Source organism: Nannocystis punicea (genome assembly GCF_026965555.1).
Classification (GTDB): domain Bacteria; phylum Myxococcota_A; class Polyangia; order Nannocystales; family Nannocystaceae; genus Nannocystis; species Nannocystis punicea.
This window is the reverse complement of sequence record NZ_CP114040.1, coordinates 9,966,663-9,989,903: the sequence shown is the minus strand read 5'-3', so window position 1 is coordinate 9,989,903 and position 23,241 is coordinate 9,966,663. Positions and strand designations below refer to the sequence as shown.

Below are 23,241 nucleotides of genomic sequence, written 5' to 3'. Positions count from 1 at the left end.
GCGAATCGATGCGCTCGCACCCGAGCCCGCTTGGGCGCCGCCAGGCGCGGTCGAGCTCCGAGAGCGGCGTGCGAACACGAGCAGGGCGCACGGGTATACTCGGGGCGATGAACGACGCCCTCGCCGCCCGCATCGTCGACTCCCGCGACCAGCACAAGCTGGTCGCGCTCATCTTCGCCGGCATCGTCGGCTTCCTCGGGTTGATGGTGGGCGGGGTCCTGTACGCCCGCGCCAACGAGGCGTTCCAGATCGCCGGGCTCGGAGGTGTGCAGACGGACTTCGACCGCGAGCTCGTCGCGCGCGGGTGGACCCGGCTGTACACCGCGATCGGGGTGCTCGTGGGCGCGGTGGTGGCGTGCGTGGCGATCTACCGCTTCGGCCTGAGCCGACGCCGCGGGGCGATCGTCAGGGTCCAGGAGCTGCTCGAGCGCGGGGCGCGGGCCGAGGCGCGGGTGGTCCAGGCGCGGCGCGTGAGTATGACGCAGCTCCGGCTCGCGGTGCAGGTGAACGGGCCGGTGGCGCCGTTCTCGACGCTGATCGACACGCGGAGCGACGAGGCGGCGTTCGTGAACCGCGGGGTCGAGGTCGCGTACGACCGCGCCGACCCGCGCACCTACGTGCTCGTGCCGAACTGGTGACGAAGATGAAGCTGCGTGCCGGAGCGTCTTCATCACGTTTCTCGGGGCATGCCGCGGGAGCGCCGTCGGGCGCGTTGGCTCGTCCAAGCGGTTGTCACTCCTGTTCGGCAGCTCTTGACGGTCGAAGGGTGGCGAGCAGACGCGGCTGGACCAGCCGCGCCTCCAGAGGCCCTTCGTACGCTCTCGGAGGTGAAGGAAGCACCATGAAGTCGACCCGGCGATCCCGTTTATCGACATCACCGGAGCCGCACGGAAATGGTTCCGTCGCACCGAGCGCCTGAAGCTCCAGGCGAGCCATGGAGATCTTCAGGGTCCTCGTGAGGTATTCTTGGACCGCGCGAGCTCGTCGTAAGCTGAGCGCTTGCAGCACTTCCTCGGAGGGAGACTCGTCCGATGAGGCGTGGCCGCGGACCTGGATGCGGTACTGCGGATTCTCTCTCAGGAATACTGCCACGCGATGGAGCGTGCTTGCCGATCTCGGTTCCAATTTCGTTTGCCGTTTTCGGGGAAAGCTTACATGCTCCGAACCTGGCTCGGTGCAAATGCGTTTCGGAACCCTATCTGGGCATCCGTCTTCGTCCAGGAAGCCATCGCGGACTTCAGGCTCCAAAGGGCATCGGTCCACGATATCCGGTAGACCGTCTCCGTCGCCGTCCGGCAGGGGCTCTTCTGCAGGACGACCGATGGCGAGCTGTCGGGAGTGTCGGCGGCGACATGCTCGGACAATCGAGGTAGAGCGCCACTTTCTGCACCAACGCCGGATTTTTGCGCTCGCAAAGGTCGCTGGGCGCAGGCGGACATCACCAGCAGCGCTGCAGCGAGGACGCGTGGAGGCCTGGCGATCATCGTCGGGAGTTAGAGTAACCTTTGCGCCGTGTCTGGGCCAGATTCTCTGTCGCCGGGAGGTCGGTCTTCGGGCCCATGCTCAGGAAGCGGCGAACCTGCTGCCAAGCAGACGGCGCCCGACGCCAGCGGGGCCGAGAACCTGTACGACGAGGGCGGCAAGCCACTGGCGGTGCGCAGCAAGCTCCGCGGGGCCGGGACTGCGACGGACTTCGTCCAGTCGATCGAGTACGACGAGCGTTTCAGGGAGTCAGTGAGTGAACTTTGTCGGGAAAAGCTTCCTGTGTGTTCTGTGTGTCCTGGTGCACTTCGCCGGAGGCTGCCGTGCAGCCTCGCGCACGAACACAGCCGTCGACGAATTGATCTTGATCCCCGGCGGCCGGTTCCTGGATAACCACGGGAGCATCAGGACGGTTCGATCGTTCCATGCAGACGCGGCCGAGGTCACCGTCGCGGAGTATAGCGAATGTGTCGCGGCCGGTCATTGCTCCGGGGAAATTCGGCTGGTCAGCGATGAATTTGATCGGTGCGTTCGCGCGGGGTTTTGTAGAGAGAGACACCGCAATGTGGGCTGCAATTATCGAAAAGTCGGTCGCGGGGATCACCCCATGAACTGCGTCGGGATCGGCCATGCCCTGCAGTATTGCGCCTGGAGGAAGATGAGTTTGCCGACCGAGTGGGAGTGGGAATGGATGGCGCGTGGCGGAGATGCGGCGCGCAGATTTCCCTGGGGTGACGAGCTTCCGACATGTGAGCGCGCCGTGATGGCCCAGCCGCGCGCCGAGGGTTCCTGGTACGGTTGCAATGCCGACTCCACCTGGCCTGTGGGATCGAAGCCGGCGGGAAAGAGCTACCACGGGGTGATGGATCTCGCCGGGAACGTCGCGGAGTTGGTATTGGCGGAGGAGGAGCGGCTCTTCGCCCGAAGAGGGGGGTCGTTCGGCCAATCTGCTCCCTTCGATTTCGAGGTGTACCCACAAACCGAGCCTGCGGGGTTCTCGGGCGAATTCCCGTTCAGCAGCGCGTCGTCCGACGACGGGTTTCGGTGTATTCGACGCATCGAGCAGTAGTGTCGAACGTGATGCGTGCGGCACAGGCCGGAGAAGCCTTCGACGCGCGTCCGCCTGGTGCTGGACAACATGCCGCGCTCGGTCGGCGCGACGCCGCGAGGAACGACTCCAGTGAATGGATGCGCCGACTGTCCGACGAGTGAATTCGAAGAACGGAGCTATCTTCAGAGAAGCAGCGAACACCTGCTGGAACCGCGATGCCGACGAACGGTGACATGCCCGATCGGATATGTTGGTTCGGACATGCGCGAAGGAGCGCACGGGCGTGAGCTCGGTTGACAGCGACACGCGGCGCGGACACCCTCGCGCTTGCGATGTCGAAGCACCCCCCGAAGCCCGCACACGTTCCTGTCGACGCGTTCTGGGAGGACGACGCCTAGAACTCGGGGCCGAAGGACGCGGAAGGCACCTGGACGTCGTGGCGGTCCCCGTCCTCGAGACCTGCTCCTGATCTCTGCGTCCCGAACCTCAGAGGGTGCAACGAAATCTTCTGCAGAAGAAGTACGAGCGTGCGCTTGGAAAACTGGCAGAGAAGCCCATTTGAGGACCTCAACCGTGACCCTTGAACGTTCGCTTCTGGCGGCATCCCTCTGCGCGCTTCTCGCCGGATGCCGGGGCGAATGGGAGAATACCCTCATTTCACGGCAACTCGCGCAGCTGGAACGAGCCGAGCCGCTTCGCCTGGGTGGTGAGGGTGTCAGCCTCGGGGCCGGGGCGTCTCACTCGTGTGCGGTTCTCGACGGCGGGGCTGTTCGCTGCTGGGGAACTCCATACATCGGCTCGTACGCACCTCGACGTCTGCGCTACATCGGTGACAATGAGCACCCGGCGCGGGCCGGTGCCGTCGACATCGATGGCCCGGCCGTTTCACTCTCGGCGAAGGAGCACAACACCTGCGCGCTCCTCACCAACGGAGGCGTGCAGTGCTGGGGCAGTGCATTCGGGCCGGTCCCGCTCTCCATCGTGGCGAGGGGAACCGCGACGGCCATCGCCCTCGGCGATGAGATGTTGTGCTTCTTACCCGCCCACGGAAAGCCCGGCGTCGTGAACTGCGCGCGCTTCGGCGCCGAGGGACAAGGTTCGACCACCGACTCGCTGACGATCGACGTGGGGACTCCGGTCAAGAGCCTCGCCAGCGGCTATCGGCGGTTCTGCGCGCTGACGTTCGACGGGGAGGTGAAGTGTTGGGACGATCCGCTCGGGGAGCAGATAGAGCCTCCGGAGCTCGTGCCCCTCGACGGAGGAGCGAGCGAAATTTGCGGCGGCGACTATCACTTCTGCATCCGTTCGGCGCGAGGTGTGCAGTGCTGGGGTTACGGTCCCGGGGTGGGAGGAAGCGACAAGTTTCGCGTGACGCCCGCGTTCGAGCTCCCCGACTCCGTCAGCCTGCTCCGCTGCGGCGGGGACCAGACCTGCGCTCTGATGGAGGGAGACACGGTTCGATGCTGGGGGCGTGTGCCGAGCGGAGTCCGTCAAGACGAATATCAGGTAGGTCCGTCCAGATCTGTCGTTTACAGGCTCGGCTCACCTGTCATCGACATCGCTCCGTCGAGAGAACATACCTGTGCCGCCCTCGAAAACGGAGACGTGCTGTGTTGGGGCTATGTCGTGGCGCTTGGCTCTCCCCAAGAGTACCGGCGCGCCGTACGGGCGGTTCGACGCATACGCTGACTGGAGCCTTCCATCATGGCGTGACGAGGCGGCGTTCGTGAACCGTGCGGTCGAGATCGCGTACGACCGCGCCGACCCGGCCAGCTACGTGCTCGTGCCGAACTGGTAGGCCGCAACGATTGAACCGGTACGAGCGCCGGCGGGAGGTCGAAGACTTGACCGGGACCCCTGGGTTCATCGCCGTGGCCGGGTCCGCGTCCTCGCGCTCCTGGCATCATCCGCGGTCTCCTCGCTTCGATATGAATCATGACATGCCCGATCGGATAGGTCCGTTCGGACATGCGCGAAGGAGCGCACGGGCGTGAGCTCGGTTGACAGCGACACGCGGCGCGGACACCCTCGCGCTTGCGATGTCGAAGCACCCCCCGAAGCCCGCACACGTTCCTGTCGACGCGTTCTGGGAGGACGAGGCCTGGAACTCGGGGCCCAAGGACGCGGAAGGTCGGCGCGTCGACACCTGGACGGCGTGGCGGCCGAGCGGCGAGGTCGAGTGCGTCGAGGAGTGGGGCGACGGGAAGCAGCAGCTCACGTATCGCCGCTTCCACCCGGACGGCTCGGAGTCGCAGAGCGGGGCCAAGGACCTGGTCAAGAACGCCTGGGTGGGCTTGATGCGCTGGACCCGGCTGGACGGGCGGTCGCCGGAGGACAAGTACTGGGACCCGGGCCTCGGCGAGGCGGTGTACGTCATCGAGCGCGAGCTCGACGACGGCTACGTGGTGACGGAGCGGACGTTCGACGCGCAGGGGCGGCCGGTGGGGCGCGACGGCGAGCCGCTGCCGCCGCGGCCGGCGAACGTGCCGACGGAGGCGTTTTACGATCCGGCGGAGCAGGGGTGGGTGCTGCAGCGGAGCGCCCTGGAGAGCGGCGAGCTCCGCGGGGAGCGGCGCGTCTGGGATCGTAACGGGGTGCTCGGCGAGCGCAGCCTGCACGAACCCGCGGGCACGCCGCGCGAAGAGGACACCTACGAGGACGGCCGATTGTGGGTGTCCAAGCGGTGGGCAGAAAACGGCGACATGGTCCAGTCGTTCTATTACAGAGACAGCGACCCGCCGGCGGTCCGCAGTGCGACGCTCTACCGCAACGGCGAGGACGACCGCACCGAGACGTTCTATGACGCGCAGGCGCAGAGGCTCTACTCGGTGCGCATGGAAGAGGTCCGGCCGCACCACGTGCGCCGCTATTACGATGACCGACTGGTGTTCGAGGCGATCGCGGGCGACGACCCGAAGCGGCCGCCGAGCAAGGTCGAATACTACGACCTCACGGGGGCGCGAATCGTCTCGTACACGTCGACGGGCGGGGGCAAGGGCGTGTGGACGCTGCACGACGCGACGGGCGCGGCGGAGCTCACGCTGGCGACGGAGGGCGAGCACTCGCTCAACGAGTACGACAATTGGGACTGCTTCCTCCCGGGCTTCGCGAGCTACGACGAGGAGCGCACGCAGGACGATCCGTCGTTCGTGCGCGAGGCCTTCCACGAGGCCCACGACGAGGAGGTCACGCTCGCCGCGCTGAAGCGGCTGCAGCCGTCGCCCGAGCTGGTGGCTGCGCTCGGTCCGGGGTCGTGGGCGCGGGTGGAGACCGCGTTCGGCGGCGGCAAGGAGCTGCCGCTCCACGTCAAGGGCGCGCTCGCCGACGATCCTGCGATCGCGGAGTATTCGCTGGACCAGATCTGGCCGGAGATCGAGCATCAGGGCAGCGTGTATCCGGCGACGTACCGGGTCGCGACGGTGCTGGCGAAGCTGCTGCCGCTGCAGGCGTCGCGGCCCGCGGTGGAGCGGCGCGTGATCGACTTCCTGGTCGCGGTGCTGCGGCTCGCCTACATCTCGGAGGACCGCAAATCGTACGAGGCGTGGATGACGGCGATGCGTCCATCGCTGGCGCGCTTCGAGGCGCTCGCCGCCGACACGGACGAATCGGTCGCCCGCGCCGGGGAGTTGTTGCTGGCGCATGCCGGGCGCGGCGAGGCCGGGGTGATCGAGTTGTTCGCGCGGCGCCTGCGAGCGGGCGCGACGCCGGCGGACCGCGGACGCGCGGCCCTGGGGCTGGGCATGACTGCGACGGCACAGGCGTCGCGGGCGGCGTTCGAGCGGGCGTTCGAGGCCGAACAAGACAACATGGTGCGCTTCCTGCTGGCGGTGCTGCTGGCAGCGCGGGTGAAGCGACCTGCGCCGGAGTGGATCGCGGCGATCGAACCGTACGCGATCGACGGGTCGCCGATCGAAGAGTCCATGGCCGAGCTGGCGCCGTTCTTCGCCGGGGACGTCGCCGCCGTCGCGCGCGAGCATCTGCCCGAGGAGGTGCTCGCGCGGCACATGGACGCGCTCACGGAGGCGCTGCGGGAGCAAGATCCGCTCTCGCAGGTGGAGTCGCTGGAGGTGCTCTTCCGCGTGCTGTTCCCCGAAGGCGCGCCCGAGCAGCTGTCGGAGATCCAGCGCCGGGCGCTGCACGCCTGCGCCGATCTGGTCGACGCGTTCCCGAACTTCGTCAATCACGCGGAGGTCTTCCACGAGTACGACCTGCCCTACGACTCCTTCGAGCTGCGGCAACTGGCCGACCGCGAAGGACCGCCGGCTCGCGCGCCCGGGAGCGCGAGCCGGTCCGATGCGAAGAAGTCGGCGACACGCGCGAAGAAGGCCGCGACGCAAAAGGTGAAAAAGAAGTCGACGAAGTCCGGGGCGAAGAAGGCGGGGGCGAAGAAGTCGACGAAGTCCCGGGCGAAGAAGGCGGGGGCGAAGAAGTCGACCAAGGCGGAGGCGAAGAAGTCGACGAAGGCGAAGAAGACGGCGAAGAGGGCGACGAAGAAGGCGGGGGCGAAGAAGTCGACGAAGAAGGCGACGAAGAAGGCGGTGAAGAAGGCGGGGGCGAAGAAGTCGCCGAAGAAGTCGACGAAGAAGGCGGGGGTGAAGAAGGCAGGGACGAAGAAGTGGGTGAAGAAGGCGGGGGCGAAGAAGTCGCCGAAGAAGTCGCCGAAGAAGGCGGGGGCGAAGAAGGCGACGAAGAAGGCGACGAAGAAGGCGGGGTCGAAGAAGGCCGGGAAGAAAAAGGCCGGGAAGAAGAAGTCCCAAGCTGCCAAGGTGGGGTGAACCGAGCCTGCCGGACTCGCCCGGCCGAAGCTCTGCCTCACGAGCTCGGGCGCTGACTTGCGACCGAGACTGCGACGCGGCCGACCTGGCAGGTCGCTGAAAAAGTCCCGGCCGGCCGAAATCGGCATGTCCTTTCGGACAGGATATGGCCGAATTCGGCCCCGTACGACACTTCTCGCCGACGGGCCGAGGGGCTTCACAGAGCCCCGGCGCGTTTCAGCGACCTGCCAGGAAGCGCGGGGCAGTGACGCTCGATGGGATGTCGACTCCGCCTGGGGCTTCGTCCGCGGTTGGAAGACGCGCGTGAAGCTGCGCCAGATGAGCCGTTTGGCGGGTAATGTCGAGCCTCGTCGCCGTACCATGCAGTTCGGGCGTACCCGTGGCGTGGCGGCGACGCTCGGGTACACTTGCGTGCGATGCGGCGACGACTCGTTGCTGGAATCACTCGACTTCGCGGTTCGACGCCGAGGCGTTCATGCGTGGGTCGGGCGATGGGACTGCGAGGGCGATGGCCATGAATGAGCAGGAGCAGGCCGCCGCCGCGGACGCGGCCCGGACGGAGACCCGGGGGCACGTGCGGGTTGTGCTCTCAGTGGCGGTACTGTCGCTCGTTCCGCTCGCCCTCGCCGGCGCGCCGGTCCTCCATGTTCTCCTGGCGTGGCTCGCGGTCCTCGTCGTCTATGGCGGTCTCCTGTGGCTGTTCGGGCTCCGCTCGGCGATCGAGGTGGGCGTGGGTGCCTTCTTGCTGGCGGTGAACGCCGCGGTGGGGCTCTGGGGCTATCAGCTCGAGGCGTCTGCAGCAGAGCGCGCCAAGAACCGGCCTGAAGCCGCGCCCTCCGGAGACGCGGCGGTCCCTGATACGGCAGAGGACCGCCGTGCGCCGTCCGGAGCGAAAAGCCGCTGGTGGCGGGTCACTGAGGATTGATGATCTTGAGCTTCAGGCCGCCGGGGTAGGCGTAGGACGTCACCGGCGTGTAGCCGATGTTGAGGATCCCGAACGGCGCGTCGCTCTCGGCCAGGTGGGCGCCCTCGGAGATCACGAAGTCGGCGACCTCGTAGCCGCCGACGGTGTAGTAGCCGCCGACGACCTGGCCGTCGATGACGACGTCGGGGTTGCCGGCGAGGCGGATGATCTGCGCGTAATGGACGGAGTAGCCGGTGCCGGTGACGAAGGCGTAGCGGTCGAGGAACTGCTCGACCGGGACCATCTGGTACATCGCGGGGTCGCCGGTGCCGGCGCCGCCGCCCTCGCCCTCGAGGTATTGCACGGGCATGAACGGCTTGTCGCCGTCGAACACGAAGCTCGTGTTGTTGGGGATCACGAGCTCCTTCCACTGGCCCTTGTCGAGGGTGAAGGGAGTGCCGGGCTGGGCCGGGGTGGTCGTGATCGTGGTCTGGTCCTCGCCGGCGTAGACGCGCCAGTAGTGCTTCTCGTTGCCGCGCTTGGGCGAGTGGGCGCCGATGTACTGCTTGCCCCAATAGTCGAGCGGGATCACCTGCTCCTCGAGGTGGTCGCAGAAGACGACGTTGGCGGGGACGTTGGCGCAATTGACGGCGCCGATGACCCAGATCGGCTTGTCGGCGTGGACGAGGGTGCCGGACAGGTCGGTGTCGTTGGGCACGCGGACCTGCATGACGTCGAAGCGGTTCATGGTCACCGAGCCGGTCTGCTTGGCGGCGACCGCGGGCACGCCGGCGCCGGCCATGGTGCCGATCGGCGGGGTCCACTGGACGACGGTGTTGTCGGCGGTGGCGACGACGTTGAAGTAGCTGGGGCGCTCCTCGCCGAAGACGGTGTCGCCGTAGGCGGTGATGACGTGATCGAGCCGCAGGGCATGCTCGGGCAGCAGCATCGACGAATCGTTGGTGGCCTGGGCGGTGATCGGCGAATGTTGATAGGCGACGATGGGGATCGAGCTCTGGACGCGGTAGACGCCGCCCTTGCGCAGCGCCGAGACCTTCATGAACGGCTGGTTGGTGAGCTTGAACTCGAGGGTCATGCCCGGGACGAGGTCGACCGGGGCGCCGGACGGCTGCTCGTTGTTGGTGCCGTCGGGCGTGAAGTAGAGCTGGACCTCGGCGGTCTTGGTCTTGGAGGTGTTGCCGACCACCAATGAGTCGACGTTGGCGTAATCGTAGTTGTCCTGGCGCACCGCGAAGAACGAGCAACCGACCGAGCTCGGGGTCTCCTCGGCCAGGCTGCACAGCGACAGGCACATGCCGCCGGCGCAGGTCTCCTCGGGCGCGCAATCCACCGGCGGCAGCCAGCCGTCGCCCTGCTCGTTGCATTCTTTGTAGGCGTCCTCGCCCTCGCACACCTTCTTGCCGGGGTTGCAGAGGTTGGCCGGGCACGCGCCGTCGGTGCACTGCCCGCCGCCGGGGCACGGCTCGGGCGCGAAGGTCTGACAGTCGTCCTGACACACCATCTGCTGACCGTTGGGATCGCAGCCGTTCGCCTCGCCGGGGTTGCAGGTGCAGGCGCCGGTGGTGCCGGTGGTGGCGTCGCCGGTCGAGGTCATCACGCCGGTCGCCGACGTGGTGGTGGTCGTGTCCTCGGTGGTGGTCGACGTCGAGGTGCTGGTCGTCGTCGATTCGGACGCGCCGCCCGTGCCGGTGGGATCGGTGGTCGAGGTCGTGGGCGTCTCGCTCGTGCTCGTGCCCTGGGTCGGAGCGACCGTCGTGCTCTGGGTCGTCGTGGTGCCGTCGGTCTGGCTGGCGGAGACGGCGCTGTCGTCGCCGCCGCAGCCGACGAGGGCGACCGCGATTGCAGTGAGGGGCAAGCTGAATCGATGCATGCCGGGACTTCACCGCCGTCCGCCGCCTCCGCGCAAGGGCCTTCGCTGCGGGCAGATCTGCGCGGACGCACGCGCGCGCCTTGAATGCCGCGCGCGTCGGGCCCGCTCCGAGGGGCTTGTCCGCCCCGGCTTCGCAAGTCCATGGGCGATCCGGGTCGCGGAGCCGACGCGGTGGCTGTCGTTGCGTGCGCTCGCGGATGAGCGCGGCCCGACTCACGTGGCTCGCTGGGCTCGTCCTCGCGAGCTGCTCGCGCTCGCGGGGGAGTCCCTTTAAAAATGTCAGCGGATCGTCGGCGAGGGCGCGCGGATCGGCTCGGGGGCGTCGACGGGGGGCTTGCGGAGCTCCTGGTCGGCGTCGGGGCGCTGCGCGCGGGACCAGGGCGGCAGCTGGACCGCGCGGCCGCTGCGGGCCGATTGCAAGATCGCCTCGACCACGCGGAGGTCGGCCAGGCCCTCCTCGCCCGACGGCTCGGGCTCGCGATCCTCGAGCACGCAGCGCGAGAACTCGACCAGCTCCGGCGCGAACTGGTCGCGCGCGGGGAACTTGTGCTCGCGCCGCTCGCTCTCGGTGGTGAGGACGAACTTCAGGCCCTGCTCGTAGTCGTAGATCGGCTCGGCGTGGAGGTCGCCCTCGGTGCCGACGACGCGGTAATAGCCCACCGCCGAGCCGCCGAGGCTGACGGTGAGCTGGGCGACGCGGCCGCTGGCGAACCGGAGGACGGCGGTGGTCGTCTCGTCGACGCCGTCGAAGCGCGCGTCGCCGCTGCTCGACACTGCGGCGAGCACCTCGATCGGCTCCTCGCGGAACAGGTAGCGGGCGGCGTTGATCGGATAGACGCCGAGGTCGAGGAGCGCGCCGCCGGCGAGTTCGGGCCGGGTGCGGATGTCGCCGGGGCGGACCTGTTGGGTGAACAGCGAGCTGAACACGCGTGGGTCGCCGATCTTGCCGGCCTTGAGGGCTTCGATCGCCTGCAGGTTGGCGGCCTCGAAGTGGAGGCGGTAGGCGATCATCAGCTTGACGCGGTGCTCGCGGCAGACGGCGATCATCGCCTCGCAGTCGGCGACCGTGGGCGCCATCGGCTTCTCGCACAGGACGTGTACGCCGGCCCGGGCGGCGCGCTCGGTGAATTCGCGGTGGTGGGTGTTCGGGGTGGCGATGAACACCGCGTCGACGCGGGCGCGCTGCAGGACGTCCTCGAATTCGCCGTAGGTGCCGAGCGCCTCGATGCTGGCGTAGCGCTCGGGCAGGGCCATGCGCTTGGCGAGGTCGCTGGAGACGAGGGCGACCAGCTCGGAGTTCTCGTCGGCGTGGGCGAACGCCGGCAGGACGGCGACCTGGGCGATGTTGCCGGCGCCGACGACTGCATAGCGGACCTTCTTGGCGGGTGTCTTCGCGGTCATGCGCGGCCAGGCTATGCGAGGGCCCGGCGGCGGCAATGCGAGTACCGCCCGATCCGCGAATCGCGGGACCGACCCGGCGCTCGAGGCCGCGGCGCGGGCCGTCGCGCAGGAGCCGCGGCGGTGGCGCGGCCTCGCCGCGAGCGCAGCGGGCTCGTCCGTGTGTTGCCATTGAGTGCGCCGCCGACCCGAGCCGTGGCGTGGCCTTGCTTGCGCGGAGCGACGATGCCGCTCACCGTGCCGAGGTGAGCGAAACACCGCTGGGCCACCGCCGCTGGGCCATCGCCGACGGCTACATTCCGCGCGGGAGCCACGGCCCCGCGCCGGAGATGATCAGCCACGAGACCGCCTCGATCCTCAACGCCACGGATCGGGACGCGAACGTGCGATTCACGATCTATTTCTCCGATCGCGAGCCGGCCGGGCCGTATCACGTGACAGTGCCGGCCCGACGGACGCGGCACGTGCGATTCAACGACCTCACGTATCCGGAGCCGATCCCGCTGGCCACCGACTTCTCGTGCGTGATCGAGTCCGATCAGCCGATCGTGGTCCAGCACACCCGCCTCGATTCGCGGCAGGCCGAGAACGCGCTCATCACCACGATCGCCTTCCCGGCCTGATCGCCCCGCGACGATTTCATCATGACCGCCGACGACCCCGTCCTGCTCGCGCTCGGTAGCATCAACCTCGATCTGCAGGTCCGCGCCGACCGCTGGCCCGGGCCGGGCGAGACCTTGCCGGTCCGCGACCTCCTGCGCGCCGCCGGGGGCAAGGCGGCCAATCGCGCGTACGTGGCGGCGCGGCTCGGCGTGAAGGCATGTCTCTTGGGACATGTCGGAGACGACGACTTCGGCGAGGAGGTCCTCCGCGGGCCGCGGGCGGTCGGGGTCGATGTGTCGCAGGTGAAGCGGATCGCGGGGCAGGCGACCGCGCTGGCGATGATCGTGGTGCGGGGCGACGGCGACAAGACCATCTTGCTGGCGGCGAACGCCAACGAGGCGTGGGGCGAGGCCGATGTCGAGGCGGTGGTGAAGGTCGTCGAGGCCGCGCCGGAGGGGTCGGTGCTCACGGTCGACCTCGAGGTGCCGATCGCGGTCGTCCGCGCCGCCGTCTGCGCCGCCCAGGCGCGCGGGCTCAAGGTCTTGCTCGATCCGTCGCCCGCCGATCGCATGCCCGACGACCTCTACGCGATGATCGACGTCATCACTCCCAACCCCGAGGAGACGCGCGGCCTCGTCGGGGTCGAAGTCGAGTCGGCGGAGGACGCGGTGCGGGCCGGCGAGCAGCTGCTCGCGCGCGGGGTCGGGGTGGCGTGCGTCAAGCTCGGCGACGGCGGCGCGGCGCTGGTGACCGCGGGCGGGCGCGAGGTCGTGTCGCCGCTCGACGTCGAGGTCGTCGACAAGACGGGGGCGGGCGACGCGTTCGCGGGTGCGCTGGGGGTGGCGCTGCTCGAGCGGCAGGAGCTGCTGCAGGCGGTCAAGTTCGCGGTGGCGACGTCGAGCCTGGCGGTGACGGCCTATGGCTCGCAGGCGGCGTATCCCGATCGCGGGCAGCTCGAGCGGGCGCGGGGCGGCCGGGAGCCGCGCGGATGAGCCCGCACGACCGCGACGGGGCCCGGCTGGCGCCGTGGTCGATCGTCTACGATTCGTTCGACCGCGAGCACGAGGGGCAGCGCGAGGCCCTGTGCGCGCTCGGCAACGGCCGCTTCGTGACGCGCGGCGCGGCCCCGTGGGCGGTCGCCGGCGAGCCGCATTATCCGGGCACGTACCGCGCCGGGCTCTACAATCACAAGACCAGCGTGGTCGACGGCGAGCCCCTGCACCACGAGGGTCTGGTCAATCTGCCGAACTGGTTGCGCGTCGACGTCGGCCTCGACGACGGCGAGTGGTTTTCGCTCGAGCGGGTGACCGTGCGCGAGTTCCGGCAGGAGCTCGACCTGCGGCGCGGTCTCTTGAGCCGCGTGGTCCGCTTCGAGGTCGACGGCCGGCGGGCGACGCTGACCGAGCGACGATTGGTGCACCTCGGCGATCCACACCTGGCGGCCCAGCAGGTGCGGCTCGAGCTCGACGGGGCGGGCGGGCGCGTGCGCGTGCGCTCCTGGCTCGACGGACAGGTGACGAACGCCAACGCCGTGGAGTACCGCGGGGCCGACGGCGACCACCTCGAGCAATTCGAGGTCGCGGCGGCGGGCGCGGGGCTCCTGACCTTGCGGGCGCGCACCTGCGGCTCGCGCCTCGAGTTCGCGCTGGCGACGCGTACGCGGGTGTTCGTGTCGGGGGGCGAGGTCGGTCCGCTGGGGCCGTGCGAGGGCGGGCCGCGGACGGTCGGCCTGCAGGCGTGCGCGGAGCTGCAGACTCATGGGAGCGTGACGCTCGAGAAGATCTTCGCGCTGTACGCCCGCCACGATCGCGCCATTCGCGAGCCGCTGGACGCGGCGATGCGTGCGGTCGGCGGGGCCCTGGACTTCGAGGCGATGCTGCCCGCGCACGCGCGGGCGTGGGCCGAGCTGTGGGACCGCTTCGACGTCGACGTCGAGGGCGAGCAGGAGACGACCACGGCCCTGCGCCTGCACCTGTTCCACATCCTGCAGACGGTCTCGCCGCACACGATCGGGCTCGACGCCGGGATCCCCGGGCGCGGCTGGCACGGCGAGGGGTACCGCGGGCACGTGTTCTGGGACGAGCTGTTCGTGTTCCCGGTGCTGGCCTACCGCCTGCCGGAGCTGGCGCGGTCGCTGCTGCTGTATCGATTCCGTCGCCTGCCGGCCGCCCGCGCCGCCGCGCGCGAGGCGGGCCTGCGCGGGGCGATGTTCCCGTGGCGCAGCGCCAGCGACGGCCGCGAGGTCAGCGAGCCGCGGCGCAAGAACCCGCGCTCGGGCCGGTGGATCGCCGACAACAGCCGCCTGCAGCGGCACATCGGCGCCGCGGTGGCCTACAACGTCTGGCATTATTACGAGATCACCGGTGACCTCGAGTTCCTGGCCGAGCACGGCGTCGAGATGATGGTCGAGATCGCCAGGTTCTGGGCCAGCGTGGCGGTGTTCGAGCCGTCGCGCCAGCGCTACGTCATTCGCGGCGTCGGCGGCCCCGACGAGTTTCACGACGCCTACCCCGACGCCGCCCGGCCCGGGCTCGACAACAACGCCTACACCAACGTCATGGCCGTGTGGTCGCTGCTGCGGGCCCGCGAGGCGCTGGCGCTGCTGCCGGCGGGGGCGCGGCGGCTGCTGGTCGACAAGCTGGGGCTCGGCGACGACGAGCTGCGGACCTGGGAGGACGTCGCCCGGCGGATGTTCGTGCCGTTCCTGGACGACGGCCTCATCGCCCAGTTCGAGGGCTACGAGCGGCTGGCCGAGTTCGACTGGGACCTCTACCGCGCCCGCTACGCCGACGAAATCCACCGGCTCGACAACATCCTCGAGGCCGAGGGCGACTCGGCCAATCGCTACAAGGTGTCGAAGCAGGCCGACGTGTTGATGCTGTTCTACTTGCTCGCGCCGGAGGAGCTGCGGGCGATCTTCACCGGCCTGGGCTACGGCTGGGACGACGAGGTGCTGGCTCGCAACACCCGCTATTATTTGCAGCGGACGTCGCACGGGTCGACGCTGAGCCGGGTGGTGCACGCGTGGGTGCTGGCGCGCTGCGATCCGGCCCACTCGTGGAAGATGCTGCGCGAGGCGCTCGGCAGCGACCTCGGCGACATTCAGGGCGGCACGACGGCCGAGGGCGTGCACCTCGGGGCGATGGCCGGGACCATCGACATCTTCCAGCGCTGTTACACCGGGCTGGAGGCGCGCGAGGGGGCGCTGTGGCTGCGGCCGGGGCTGCCCGACGAGCTGCGCTGCGTGTCGTTCCGGGTGCGGCACCGCTGCGCGTGGCTGTCGCTGGCGGTCCGCAACGATCGGGTGATCGTGCGCGTGGACGACGACGCCGCGCACGCGGTGACCGTGCGGATCGACGGCCGCGCGGAGGAGGTCGAGCCGGGAGCCACTCGCACCTTCACCGTGACGCCGGCCCGCGAGCGGGTGGGCGGCCGCTGCGTGGAGGCGCAGTGAAGCTGGCGTACCATTGCTCGCACGAGCAGTTCGCTCCCGGCGCCCTGTTGGCGCTGGCGCGGCGGGCCGAGGCCGCCGGCTTCGACGCGGCCACTTGCTCGGACCACTTTCACCCGTGGAGCGAGCGCCAGGGCCACAGCGGACACGCGTGGACGTGGCTCGGTGCGGCGCTGCAGGCGACTGGGTTGGGCTTCGGCGTGGTCACTGCGCCCGGCCAGCGCTACCACCCCGCAGTGCTGGCGCAGGCGGTGGCGACCTTGCTCGAGCTGTTCCCGGGCCGCTTCTGGCTGGCGATCGGCAGCGGCGAGCGGCTCAACGAGGGCATCACCGGCGAGCCGTGGCCGGTGAAGGAGCGCCGCAACGCCCGGCTGCGCGAGTGCGCGGACGTCATGCGCGCGCTGTGGGCCGGCGAGACCGTGACGCACCGCGGGCTCGTGCGGGTCGACGCGGCCAAGCTGTACACGCGACCGCGCGAGCGGCCGCTCTTGTTCGGCGCCGCGGTCACGGCCGAGACGGCGCGCTGGCTCGGGAGCTGGGCCGACGGGCTCATCACGGTGGCGCAGGCCGACGAGGCGCACGCGGAGGTGATCGCGGCCTTCCGCGAGGGCGGCGGCGCGGGCAAGTCGGTCCACCTCAAGGTGCAGCTGGCCTACGCGGCCAGCGAGGCGGCGGCGCTGCGCGGGGCGTGGGAGCAGTGGCGCACCAACGTGTTCGCCAGCGACGTCCTGGCCGAGCTGCGCACGCCGGCGCAGTTCGAGGCGGCCGCCGCGTTCGTGACGCCCGAGGCGATCCGCGGGCCGGTGCGCGTGGCGGCCGATCCGTCGCGGCACCGCGAGTGGCTGGCACGCGACGCCGAGCTCGATGTCGACCTCTTGTCGCTCCACCACGTCGGCGGCGAGCAGGAGCGCTTTATCGAGGCCTTCGGTGCGCACGTGCTGCCGCAGCTGCGGGCGCGATGAAGTGATATGTCCGCACGGGCATGTCGTAAAACACATGAGCGATCGACCGCGTGCTCATGAACATGACTGTTCAAACATGTCTCGATGGATATCGTAGAAAAAGACGTGGCCGAAGCGACTCGCTGTAGCAGTCGCCGGGCGTCGCGGCGCGTGGGCGCGCCTCGGGGCTTCGGGGCCGGGGGCGGGCGCCGGCGAGCTCATGCTCGCCGGCGTGGCGCTTTCGGGCGGCGCACAGCGCGGCGAAGGCACTCGAGGTTCGCGCGTTCGCGGGATGCGCGGGCGTTCGCGGCGGAGCGCGGCTCGGCGGCGCGGGCGGCTGGCAGAAGGCGGGCATCGGTCCAATGGTTTCGGACGTGCGCATCCACCCCTCCTCGCGCCGGCAATTCCTCGCGCTCGCGAGCGGCAGCGGGCTCACTGCCGCGCTCGCGTGCACCGCGAGAGCGCCGGGCGGGCAGGCGCGCGGGGGCGGCGGCGCGGAGCTCGTCAAGGCGCTGCCGGACGAGTGGTTCATCCGCCACGGGACGCACAACGCAGAGACGCGGCTCGAGGGCCTGCCGGTCGGGCAGCTCGTCACGCCCATCGATCGGTTCTACGTGCGCAACCACGGGCCGACGCCGCGGCTGTCGGCGGCGGACTGGCGGCTGGAGATCCACGGCGACGGCGTCGAGCGGCCCGTGAGCGTGACGTACGATCAGCTCGTCACTTTGCCGTCGGTGACGATCACGCGCTACCTCGAATGCGCGGGCAACGGCCGCGCCTTTTTTAAAGAATTGCTGGGCGCTGCGGTGGAGGGCGATCCGTGGCGTGACGGGGCCTACGGCGTGGCGAAGTGGACCGGGGTGCCGCTGGCGACATTGCTGGGTCTGGCGGGCCTGCGCGGCGGCGCGGCCTGGGTGATGCCCGTCAGCCTCGACGGTGAGGGCTACGCGCGGCCGATGCCGCTGGCGAAGGCGATGACGGGCGACACGATCCTCGCCCATCGCATGAACGGCGAGGCGCTGCCGATGGACCACGGGTTCCCGGCGCGCGTGGTGGTCCCGGGGTGGATCGGGGCGGCGAGCGTGAAGTGGGTCGGCGCGCTCGAGGTCTCGGCCCAGGAGCCGGCGGTCGAGATGAACACCGAGGAGTACGTGTTCCTCGGCGCCGACTATCCCAAGCCGCCGCCGGTGTTGACGACGGGCGTGGTCAAGAGCGCCGTGTGTCTGCCGTGGCCCGCGCTGCTGCCGGCCGGACGGCGGACGATCCACGGCCTGGCGTGGTCGCCGTTCGGCGCGATCGACCGCGTCGACATCAGCCTCGACGGCGGCGGCACGTTCACCCGCGCGGCGCGGCTCGTCGGCGACAACTTGCCGGTGGCAGGCACGTGGTGGCAGCTCGAGCTCGACGCGACGCCGGGCGCCGTCACGATCACGCCGCGCGCGGTCGACGAGCACGGCCACACGCAGCCGCCGCTGTCGCAGCAGCTGCCGAACGACAAGGGCTATTTGTTCGCGGCCCCGGTGCCGCACCCGATCCACTTCGTGTAGCTGCAAGCGTCGGCTGAGGTCGCCCGATGCGGTCCTCGCCGCGCATTACCGACGACGAGGTCCTCGGTCGTACACCGATCATTCGTGAGGGGCTCGGGATTGCGCCCCGCGGGCCCCCACGTGGGGGCTCCGGGCCCGGGAACGCGCGGGAGCTGCGGCTGCGGGAAATGCGGAGAGTGCGGAACATGCGGGAGAGGGGGAAAATGGTCTTCGCGCGTCTTTGGTGCTTGACGTCTCGCGGCCAATCGCGATAGCGAAGGGATGAGCTAGGATTCGAGTGCCCGCGCCGCGACGTACGATTCGACCGACTCGCGCCTGCCGAATGCGGTGGGGGCGAGGATCGACGTCAATGGCAAGACCAATGCTGGTCCGCCCGATCCTGGCCCGCCCGGGCGCGTGAGGCCCCGGCCCTGCGGCCGCGCGCCGCATCGACCGATCATCGACAAGGACGCTCGCCATGACGCATCAATCCCTGCAGGGGAAGATTGTTCTGTTCACGCCGCTCTCGCTGCTCGCGCTGGTCGCGGGCGCCTGCGACCCGGACATCGAGACCGACGCGGAGCTCGACGCAGTGGACGTCGCGTCGGCCAAGGCCGACATCACCGACGCCGGCCAGCCGACGATCATCAGCCACGAGGATCTGTTCGCCGGCGTGGCCGACCCGCCGCCCGCGCCGCCGCGCGACGACGAGGCCAGCGACGAGTTCACGGCCGCGGAGGAGGACGAGGGCGACGCGATCTACGGCGGCACGACGGTGCCGGCGTGCGGCTGGGCCTCCACGGTCGAGCTCGGCGGCGCTTGCTCGGGCACCCTGGTCCACCCGCAGGTGGTCATCTACGCGGCCCACTGCGGCGCCAGCTACAGCAAGATCTACTTGGGCGAGAACTACGCGGCGCCGGCCAAGACGGTCACGCCGCAGTGGTGCAAGGTCTACCCGGGCGGCCAGCCCGGCAGCGGCAACGACTTCGCGGTGTGCAAGCTGTCGACGCCGGTCAACGACGTGCCGATCGTCCCGATCCTGATGGGCTGCGAGACGAGCAACCTGCAGCCGGGCAAGCAGGTCACGCTGGTCGGCTTCGGCAACGCGGACAACGGGCCCTACGGCATCAAGCGCCAGGTGACGACGACGATCAACGGCTTCGACGGCGACGAGATCTCGATCGGCGGCAACGGCAAGGACACCTGTCAGGGCGACTCCGGCGGCCCGGCGTTCATCAAGCTGGCCGATGGGACATGGCGCGTGTTCGGCATCACCTCGTACGGCGGGGCGTGCGGCACCGGCGGCATGTACTCGATGATGCACAAGGGCATGGCGTGGTTCGAGCAGCAGACCGCGCTCGACATCACCCCGTGCCACAACGCCGACGGCACGTGGAACCCGGGCGCCGGCTGCTACAACTTCCAGACCAACCCGGGCAGCGTGAACGACACGTGGACGGGCGGCTGCAACGCGGGCGCCCCGAGCGGCGCGTACAGCCAGACCTGCGGCGCGCCCTACCAGGGCGGCGGTAACCCGCCGCCGACCGACCCGCCGCCGAACAACGCGCCGTGCACCGGCTGCACCGAGTACGGCGGCACTCTCTCGGGGGCCGGCGACGCCGACCAGCACCCGAACGGCAGCTACTACCAGAGCGTCGGCTCCGGCGCGCACGAGGGCTACCTGGTCGGCCCGGCGGGCACCGACTTCGACCTGTACCTGTACAAGTGGAACGGCAGCGCGTGGGCGACGGTCGCCAAGGCCGAGACCGCGTCGACCAACGAGACCGTCAAGTACAACGGCACCGCCGGCTACTACGCGTGGCTGGTCCAGTCGTACAGCGGCAGCGGGACCTACAAGTTCTACGTCAAGAAGCCGAACTGAGGCCCCGAGGTCGCGGTGAAATCGTAGGACATGTCCGTTCGGACATGTCCTTCGGTGCTGCGCGCTCGTCCGCTCGCCCGTCGCGCCCGCTGACCGCGAGACAGTCGAGCTCGGCGGCCGCGCACGTCTCGGCCGACGCCCGAAGCCCGCCGCGGTGCGCCTGTCCGATCGGCCTGATGCCGCGGCCCGAGGCGCCGGGGACAGTCGACCGCAGGCGTCCGTGAGGCCCGTCAAGGGGGGCTGCGCCGCGGTTGCACTCGCATCGTTCGCGGTCGCGAGAGTGAACTGCGTTCGCCTGGCCGCCGCCGGGGAGGTCGCCGCGGAGCGCGCTTTGCGAGGCGGGGCGGTTCTCGCTATCACGGGGGCTGTGGCGGGCAACCTCCGGACCCTCGGCGCGCGCACTCTCCGCATGACGCGGCGAGAGGTCCATGCCCTGTTCCCCGGCGACCCGCGCACGCGCTACGACGACGGGATGCTGGCGTGGTCGCTGGCCTTCCACGCCAGCTACTTCGCGTTCGTCGCCGAGGTGCTGCCGGGCTGGCTGTTCGGTCCGCTGGGGGTGGTGCTGTTCCTGCGCTACTTCAACCGCTGGCACGAGGCGCTGCACTCGGACCAGCGCGTGGGGTCGCGCTGGCACCCGGCGCGGGCGCTGCTGGTGGTGGTGTCGCCGATCTATCTCGGGCGCCCGCAGCTCGAGGAGCTGCACGTGATGCACCACCGCGAGGAGGGCAGCGAGGCCGACCCGGACCGCGAGATGATGCACCCCGGCCCGCTGCGGGCGGCGCTGCTGTGCCTGGTCCAGCCGGAGCTGCTGGCGTGGTGGTACCTGCGCCGCCGCGGCCTCGACGCGCGCCTGGCCGTGGACATGTTCACGCACGCGGCGATCTGGTCGGCGCTGATGTGGATCGGCGGCCTGCGCGGCTTCATCGCCTACAACCTGGTGGTCCGCGTCGGCAACATGCTGGCCTGGCTGGTGTTCGCGTGGCTGGTCCATCAGCCATGGCTCTACGGACATGTCGATCCGCCCGAGCTCCCCCGTCCGCTGCGGTGGCTGTGGATCGCGGTGGTCGGCCGCGAGAACTACCTCGGGGTCCGCTTCCACTTCCTGCACCACCTGTTCTCGGCGGTGCCCGACCGCCGCCTGCCGGCGCTGGCGCGACGCCTGGCCCCGGCCACCGCCGAGACCACCCCCGAGGGGGCGTAAGCCGGGCCCCTTGCGCTCGAGACAGGTGAGCGGGAGGGGCCGCTCCGGGAGCGGCGCCGAGCGCGCCCGGGGAAGTGGGCCGGCGTAAGCTGGCGCAGCGACCGAGATCACACATGTTGCCGGCATGACGCGGCTCATCCTCGAGGCGATCGCGGAGCGCACGATCGCGGCCGCGGGCAACCGCGATCCGGCCAGCATCGCGCTGGCGGTCAGCGACGAGGATGGGATGCCGATCACCGACGTCGACATCGCCGACATCCGCGTCGACGCGATGATCGTCGGGGTGGGCGGGGTGCCGGTGCGGATCGCGGGCGTGATGCCTGGCCGTCTTCCCGGCACGTACATCGCGCAGGTCGTGCCGCTGCGAGAGGAGACCTGGAAGCCCGGCGGACATGTGTTCGCCGTCGCAGTCGCTCATGGAGCGCGGCGCGGGCTCACGCTGACCCGCATCGTGCTGAACTGAGAGCCGCACCCGCCCGCGGCCGATGTTCGCTTCGCCTGGCATTCCCGTCTATGCTTGGGACCCGCCGATGACGGACTCCGGTGATATCTGGCAGCGCTACGACGCGAAGGTCCTGCAGATCCAGCTTCTCGAGGCGCGGGTGGCGGAGCTCGAGGGGGCGGTCGCGACCGGCCAGCACGAGCGCGACCACTGGGCTCAGCTGGCGCGACAGCTGAACAAGAAGCTGCAGGTGGCGGCCGGTCTCGCGCAGCGGCTGCGGGCGACGCAGCACGGGCCGTCGCCCGCAGCGCCGCCGGCGAGCCCCGCGAGCGCGGGGCCGGCGACGGTCCAGGCGGAATTCGACCGCGCCCGCGAGGTGCTGGGCCTGGTGCTGTCGGCGCTGACGCGCGCCCTCGACGACGACGACGAGGCGGTCGCCGAGCTCGGCCGTCGCCTGCGTCACCACGCCGGCGGCAAGCTGCTCCACAGCATCACGCGCGGCTCGCTGACTCTGGTGCCGGTCGACGGCCGCTACCTGGTCGACCGCACGTGGCTCGACCGCCTCGACCTGACCGCGCTGCGCGGCGAGCTCGACGTCGCGGCCCAGTCCGGCATCTACCCGCGACCGCCAGGCTCGTCGATCGGCTACACCGAGCCGCCCGTGCGCCGGCCCGAGCTGCAGGCCCGCCTGGCCGAGCTCAGCCCGCAGCCCGCCACGACGCCGCCGGCGACCCGGCCGCCGTCGATCGCGATCTCGGGCGAGCTCGGCTCGTTGCCGGCCACGACGCCGCCGGCGAGCCGCCTGCCGCCGATCTCGATCTCGGGCGAGCTCGGCGAGCTCGAGGTCGAGCTGGAGGACGAAGAGTACGGCGCCTATACCGACCTGCCGCCGCCGCCGCCGATGCCCGCGGCCCAGCTGCTGATGCCGCCGCCGCCGCTGCTCGCCGCGCTGCCGGCCGAAGACACCCTGCCGCCGCCGCCGGCCCCGACCGAGCCGCCGCGCCGGCTGGAAGACACTGTGCGCGGCAAGATCCAGTCGCCGGCGGCCCTGACCGAGGCGTTCATCCCCAACCTGCGGATCGGTCGCCTGGTCAAGACGCCCAGCGGCGGGTGAGACGGGGTGTCCTGCGGGACATGTTCGTAGGGGCATGTCCTTTGAGGCATGGGGCGTGTTCCTCGAGCTGCGGATCGGGCGCCTGATCAAGAGGCGGGTGAGACGGGGCGCGGAGCGAGATGTCTTTCGGGACATGTCTTTCGGCGCGTGGGTGATGCGGCGTCCAACCTGCGGCCGCCTGGTCCACACGCAGCGGCAGGTGAGAGGGGGCGCGAAGGAGGACATCCTTCGGGGCATGTCCTTCGGCGCGTGGGTGAATGCGGCGTCCAACCTGCGATCGCCTGGTCCACACGCGCAGCGGCAGGTGAGAGGGATGTGTCTTTCGGGGAGGCGGGCGGGGCTGCGGGTATTCGTCTTCAGGGGGCTCGCGCCGTGAGCGAGGCGGGCGGGCTGGCGAGTGGTACAGGCCGCATGACCTCGAGGACACGTCGATCTACCGCCGAGAGCGGCGGCGCTCTGGGCGGGCGACGCCCGAGGATGCAGGCGCGCCGCGATCACCTGCCCGCGAGGACATGCTGCTCTTCGGCCGCGCCGCGCCGGGTCGAGAGGCGAGGCTGGCCCGAGGGACATGTCGCGT

At 70.1% G+C, this 23,241-nt stretch carries 17 protein-coding genes; 14 read left to right on the top strand and 3 right to left on the bottom strand.

Annotation, left to right across the window (positions count from 1 at the left end; genetic code table 11):
* Positions 1 to 107 precede the first annotated feature (107 nt).
* A complete protein-coding gene (locus O0S08_RS38205; RefSeq protein ID WP_269034403.1) occupies positions 108 to 638 on the top strand; it encodes a hypothetical protein in 531 nt (176 codons plus the stop codon).
* Between the two features lie 94 nt (positions 639 to 732).
* Here the strand turns inward: O0S08_RS38205 and O0S08_RS51455 are convergent, their stop codons facing one another.
* Complete coding sequence (locus O0S08_RS51455) at positions 733 to 1,263, bottom strand: OmpA family protein (protein ID WP_371879515.1); 531 nt, start codon at positions 1,261 to 1,263, stop codon at positions 733 to 735.
* Between the two features lie 475 nt (positions 1,264 to 1,738).
* Between O0S08_RS51455 and O0S08_RS38200 the strand changes: the two genes are divergently transcribed.
* The 4 genes from O0S08_RS38200 (at position 1,739) to O0S08_RS38185 (ending at position 8,233) form a co-directional block, all read left to right on the top strand.
* Entirely contained in the window at positions 1,739 to 2,551 is an 813-nt protein-coding gene (locus O0S08_RS38200) for a formylglycine-generating enzyme family protein (protein ID WP_308477866.1), read from the top strand.
* Positions 2,552 to 3,106: 555 nt separating this feature from the next.
* A complete protein-coding gene (locus tag O0S08_RS38195) occupies positions 3,107 to 4,222 on the top strand; it encodes an RCC1 domain-containing protein (RefSeq protein ID WP_269034402.1) in 1,116 nt (371 codons plus the stop codon).
* Positions 4,223 to 4,572: 350 nt separating this feature from the next.
* Positions 4,573 to 7,308 (top strand): hypothetical protein, encoded by a 2,736-nt coding sequence (locus O0S08_RS38190; RefSeq protein WP_269034401.1) that lies wholly within the window; start codon positions 4,573 to 4,575, stop codon positions 7,306 to 7,308.
* A gap of 514 nt (positions 7,309 to 7,822) precedes the next feature.
* Entirely contained in the window at positions 7,823 to 8,233 is a 411-nt protein-coding gene (locus O0S08_RS38185) for a hypothetical protein (protein WP_269034400.1), read from the top strand.
* Here O0S08_RS38185 and O0S08_RS38180 read toward each other — a convergent pair.
* On the bottom strand, positions 8,220 to 10,103 hold the full coding sequence (locus O0S08_RS38180) for an IgGFc-binding protein (RefSeq protein WP_269034399.1): 1,884 nt from the start codon (positions 10,101 to 10,103) through the stop codon (positions 8,220 to 8,222). The two genes, O0S08_RS38185 and O0S08_RS38180, sit on opposite strands and share 14 nt — an antisense overlap.
* 279 nt (positions 10,104 to 10,382) lie before the next feature.
* Entirely contained in the window at positions 10,383 to 11,504 is a 1,122-nt protein-coding gene (locus O0S08_RS38175; RefSeq protein WP_269034398.1) for a Gfo/Idh/MocA family protein, read from the bottom strand.
* Between the two features lie 242 nt (positions 11,505 to 11,746).
* On the opposite strand from O0S08_RS38175, the gene O0S08_RS38170 reads away from it, so the two are divergent.
* From O0S08_RS38170 to O0S08_RS38130, 9 genes are all read left to right on the top strand, one after another.
* Positions 11,747 to 12,124 (top strand): sensory rhodopsin transducer, encoded by a 378-nt coding sequence (locus O0S08_RS38170; protein WP_269034397.1) that lies wholly within the window; start codon positions 11,747 to 11,749, stop codon positions 12,122 to 12,124.
* 21 nt (positions 12,125 to 12,145) lie between these two features.
* Entirely contained in the window at positions 12,146 to 13,096 is a 951-nt protein-coding gene (locus tag O0S08_RS38165) for a ribokinase (protein ID WP_269034396.1), read from the top strand.
* A complete protein-coding gene (locus tag O0S08_RS38160; protein ID WP_269034395.1) occupies positions 13,093 to 15,558 on the top strand; it encodes a glycoside hydrolase family 65 protein in 2,466 nt (821 codons plus the stop codon). The genes O0S08_RS38165 and O0S08_RS38160 overlap by 4 nt, the downstream gene beginning before the upstream one ends.
* A complete protein-coding gene (locus O0S08_RS38155) occupies positions 15,555 to 16,517 on the top strand; it encodes a TIGR03885 family FMN-dependent LLM class oxidoreductase (protein ID WP_269034394.1) in 963 nt (320 codons plus the stop codon). Before O0S08_RS38160 ends, O0S08_RS38155 begins: the two co-directional genes overlap by 4 nt.
* 353 nt (positions 16,518 to 16,870) lie before the next feature.
* The gene (locus O0S08_RS38150) at positions 16,871 to 18,043 is read left to right on the top strand and encodes a molybdopterin-dependent oxidoreductase (RefSeq protein WP_269034393.1); all 1,173 of its coding nucleotides are present in this window, start codon (positions 16,871 to 16,873) and stop codon (positions 18,041 to 18,043) included.
* 457 nt (positions 18,044 to 18,500) lie between these two features.
* Positions 18,501 to 19,904: a S1 family peptidase gene (locus tag O0S08_RS38145; protein ID WP_269034392.1), complete on the top strand. Its 1,404-nt coding sequence runs from the start codon at positions 18,501 to 18,503 to the stop codon at positions 19,902 to 19,904.
* Between the two features lie 367 nt (positions 19,905 to 20,271).
* Positions 20,272 to 21,108 carry a fatty acid desaturase gene (locus O0S08_RS38140; RefSeq protein WP_269034391.1) on the top strand — a complete coding sequence of 279 codons (837 nt, stop codon included), beginning with the start codon at positions 20,272 to 20,274 and terminating at the stop codon, positions 21,106 to 21,108.
* A gap of 124 nt (positions 21,109 to 21,232) precedes the next feature.
* A complete protein-coding gene (locus O0S08_RS38135) occupies positions 21,233 to 21,571 on the top strand; it encodes a hypothetical protein (protein ID WP_269034390.1) in 339 nt (112 codons plus the stop codon).
* A gap of 67 nt (positions 21,572 to 21,638) precedes the next feature.
* Entirely contained in the window at positions 21,639 to 22,664 is a 1,026-nt protein-coding gene (locus O0S08_RS38130) for a hypothetical protein (protein ID WP_269034389.1), read from the top strand.
* Positions 22,665 to 23,241: the final 577 nt, after the last annotated feature.

Coding starts and splice junctions, on each gene's coding strand:
- O0S08_RS38165 (WP_269034396.1), top strand. CDS start 12,146: ATGACCGCCGACGACCCCGTCCTGCTCGCGCTCGGTAGCATCAACCTC.
- O0S08_RS38175 (WP_269034398.1), bottom strand. CDS start 11,504: ATGACCGCGAAGACACCCGCCAAGAAGGTCCGCTATGCAGTCGTCGGC.
- O0S08_RS38145 (WP_269034392.1), top strand. CDS start 18,501: ATGACGCATCAATCCCTGCAGGGGAAGATTGTTCTGTTCACGCCGCTC.
- O0S08_RS38185 (WP_269034400.1), top strand. CDS start 7,823: ATGAATGAGCAGGAGCAGGCCGCCGCCGCGGACGCGGCCCGGACGGAG.
- O0S08_RS38205 (WP_269034403.1), top strand. CDS start 108: ATGAACGACGCCCTCGCCGCCCGCATCGTCGACTCCCGCGACCAGCAC.
- O0S08_RS38160 (WP_269034395.1), top strand. CDS start 13,093: ATGAGCCCGCACGACCGCGACGGGGCCCGGCTGGCGCCGTGGTCGATC.
- O0S08_RS38180 (WP_269034399.1), bottom strand. CDS start 10,103: ATGCATCGATTCAGCTTGCCCCTCACTGCAATCGCGGTCGCCCTCGTC.
- O0S08_RS38190 (WP_269034401.1), top strand. CDS start 4,573: ATGTCGAAGCACCCCCCGAAGCCCGCACACGTTCCTGTCGACGCGTTC.
- O0S08_RS38130 (WP_269034389.1), top strand. CDS start 21,639: ATGACGGACTCCGGTGATATCTGGCAGCGCTACGACGCGAAGGTCCTG.
- O0S08_RS38135 (WP_269034390.1), top strand. CDS start 21,233: ATGACGCGGCTCATCCTCGAGGCGATCGCGGAGCGCACGATCGCGGCC.